The sequence below is a fragment of the Stenotrophomonas sp. TWI1409 genome (assembly GCF_039673015.1).
Lineage (GTDB): Bacteria > Pseudomonadota > Gammaproteobacteria > Xanthomonadales > Xanthomonadaceae > Stenotrophomonas > Stenotrophomonas maltophilia_A.
The window spans coordinates 1-3003 of sequence record NZ_JBDJKU010000133.1 but is presented as its reverse complement, the minus strand read 5'-3'; the positions used below and the strand labels follow the sequence as shown (position 1 = coordinate 3003).

Sequence of the window (3003 nt, the reverse complement as noted above, 5' to 3'; positions counted from 1 at the left end):
GCGGGGGGGGGGGGGGGGGGGGTACCGCCGGGGGCATGTAGCCCGCGCCCGCCCCCCCTGGGCGGGTTTTCGGGGGTGCCCCCACCAGCCCCCCCGCCCGGCCCACCACGAATGCGCTGCGAACGGCGGCAGCCACGAGGGGCTGCGCCGTTCGCCGGTCAATCGAACAGCGCCTCGATCGCCGCCAACCCCGCACTCGCCCGTTCCTTCTTGCGCACCGCATCGGCCACCGGATCAGCACCATCGCGCTGGATCTCCTCCGCCGGAATCTCCTCGAAGAACCGGCTCGGCTTCAACCGCACGTGCTCACCGAACTTGCGGGTCAGCTTGCTGTAACTCATCCACAACTGGATCTTGGCGCGGGTGATGCCCACGTACAGCAGGCGCCGCTCTTCCTGCAGGTTGCCCTCGTCCAGGCTGACCTGGTGCGGCAGCACGCCATCCTCGCAGCCGACGATGAACACGTACGGGAATTCCAGGCCCTTGGAGGCGTGCATGGTCATCATGCGCACCTGGTTGCCGCCCTCGTCCTTGTCGCTGCGCGACAGCAGCGCCAGCTGGCCGGCCAGGTCGGCGGCAGTGGCACCGCGCGGGCCCCCCTCGAACCACTGCGCCAGTTCCTCGATGTTGTTGGCACGGCGCTGGTAACTCGCCTCTTCCTTGGCCTGCTGGCGCAGTTCGCTGAGCAGGCCGGATTCCTTGGCGACCTTGCGGATCATGTCGCCGGAAGTGACCTGTTGGGTCTGTGCACGCAGGTCACGCAGGATGTCGGTGAAGCGCGCCAGGCTGTTGGCCGCGCGCGGGGGCAACTGCTGCAGGGCACCGATCGCCTCGGCAGCCTGCGCCATCGGCATGTCCTTCTCCTGCGCCAGCTCGGCCAGCTTGGCCAGCGTGCCGGCACCGACGTCGCGCTTGGGTGACTGCACCGCACGCATGAACGCGGTGTCGTCGTCCGGGTTCACCAGCAGGCGCAGCCAGGCCAGCGTGTCCTTCACTTCCTGGCGTTCCAGGAACATGGTGCCGCCGGTCAGGTGGTAGGGAATGCGCAGCAGCTGCATTGCCTTTTCCAGCGGACGCGACTGGAAGTTGCCGCGGAACAGGATGCAGAAATCACTCCACGGCACATTGCGCGACTGCGCCACGAAGGCGATCTCGGCGGCAACCTTTTCCGCCTCATGTTCGCTGTTGCGGCACTCCCACACGCGGATGCGTTCGCCGTCGGCCTGGTCACTCCACAGCTTCTTCAGGTGCTCGTGCGGATTGTTGGCGATCAGGGCATTGGCCGCGCGCAGCACGCGGTTGGAGCAGCGGTAGTTCTGCTCCAGCTTGATGATCTCCAGCGTGGGATAGTCGCGCCCCATCTGCTGCAGGTTTTCCGGATTGGCGCCGCGCCATGCATAGATCGACTGGTCATCGTCACCCACGCAGGTGAAGTTGCCCTTGTCACCGGCCAGCTGCTTGAGCAGCCGGTACTGCGCGTCGTTGGTGTCCTGGCATTCGTCCACCAGCAGGTAGCCGATGCGCTCGCGCCAGGCCAGCGCGATCTCCGGATTTTCTTCCAGGATCTGCACCGGCAGACGGATCAGGTCATCGAAGTCGACCGCATTGAACGCCGTCAGGCGCAGCTGGTAGCGCTCGTAGACGCTGGCCGCCTCCTTTTCGCGATTGCTGCGCGCGGCGGCCATCGCCTGTTCGGGCGACAGGCCGGCGTTCTTCGCGCGCGACACCAGGTTCTTCATGTCCTCGATGTCGTCAGGCTTGGCCCCGTACATCAGGTCCTTGATCTGCGCAGCGGCATCGTCGGCATCGAAGATCGAGAAGCCGCGCTTCAGGCCAACGGCCGCGTGCTCGATCTGCAGGAACTTCAGGCCCAGCGCATGGAAGGTGCAGATGGTCACCTCGTCGGCGTCCTGCTCGCGCAGGCGCTTGGCCACGCGCTCGCGCATTTCCTTGGCCGACTTGTTGGTGAAGGTGATCGCCGCGATGCGGCGCGCCGGATAGCGGCCGCAACCGATCAGGTGGGCGATCTTTTCCACGATCACACGCGTCTTGCCGCTGCCCGCGCCGGCGAGCACCAGCAATGGACCTTCGATGTGCAGGACGGCGGCGGCTTGGGGGGGATTGAGACCGTGCATGGGATGGGGATTGTAGCGGGGCCGGGTGACGACCACAGCGGGCCGCCGGTGGGGTTGCTGAACGGCTTCGGCGAAGCGGGGCTGCGGCGTACAATCCGTCGATGGCCAAGCTCTACTTCTACTATTCGGCGATGAACGCCGGCAAGACCACCACCCTGCTGCAGAGCGCCCACAACTACCGCGAGCGCGGCATGCGGGTGGCGATCCTGACCCCGCGCCTGGACGATCGTGCCGGCGCCGGGGTGGTCGCCTCGCGGATCGGCCTGCGTGCGGACGGCATGGCCTTCGACCGCGATACCGACCTGCAGCGCTGGGTTGAACAGGATCTGGCAGCCAACGGCCCGATGGGCTGCGTGCTGGTGGACGAGGCGCAGTTCCTGACCCGCGCCCAGGTCTGGCAGCTCAGCGAAGTGGTCGACCAGCTGCGCATTCCGGTGCTGTGCTACGGCCTGCGCACCGACTTCCGCGGCGAGCTGTTCGAAGGCAGCCAGTACCTGCTGGCCTGGGCCGATGAGATGCAGGAGATCAAGACCATCTGCCACAGCGGCAAGAAGGCGACGATGACGGTGCGTGTGGACGAGCATGGCCACGCGGTGCAGGACGGCCCGCAGGTGGAGATCGGCGGCAACGACCGCTACGTGTCGGTCAGTCGCGCCGAGTTCAAGAAGATCACCCGCGGCGAAGGGCGGATCGATCCGGCGCAGGCACCCCTGCCGCTGTAAGGGGTGTTCTTTTGCAGGGCTTGCAGCCCTGCACCTGCTCAACGCAACAGCAACAGCAACAGCGAAAGCTGGCTTCCCGTGGGATGGCGGGGGGGGGGGGGGGGGGGGGGGGCCCCGGCCCAAACACCCGCCGCGGGGGGCGGGCC

General features: G+C 67.1%; 2 protein-coding genes. One reads left to right on the top strand and one right to left on the bottom strand.

The genetic code is table 11. The annotated features are described in order from the left end of the window. Positions 1-158 precede the first annotated feature (158 nt). Positions 159-2135 (bottom strand): UvrD-helicase domain-containing protein, encoded by a 1977-nt coding sequence (locus tag ABE423_RS20620; RefSeq protein ID WP_125892686.1) that lies wholly within the window; start codon positions 2133-2135, stop codon positions 159-161. A 101-nt stretch (positions 2136-2236) separates the two neighbouring features. Here ABE423_RS20620 and ABE423_RS20615 point away from each other — a divergent pair, with 101 nt between their 5' ends. Next, positions 2237-2857: a thymidine kinase gene (locus ABE423_RS20615; RefSeq protein WP_008264720.1), complete on the top strand. Its 621-nt coding sequence runs from the start codon at positions 2237-2239 to the stop codon at positions 2855-2857. Positions 2858-3003: the final 146 nt, after the last annotated feature.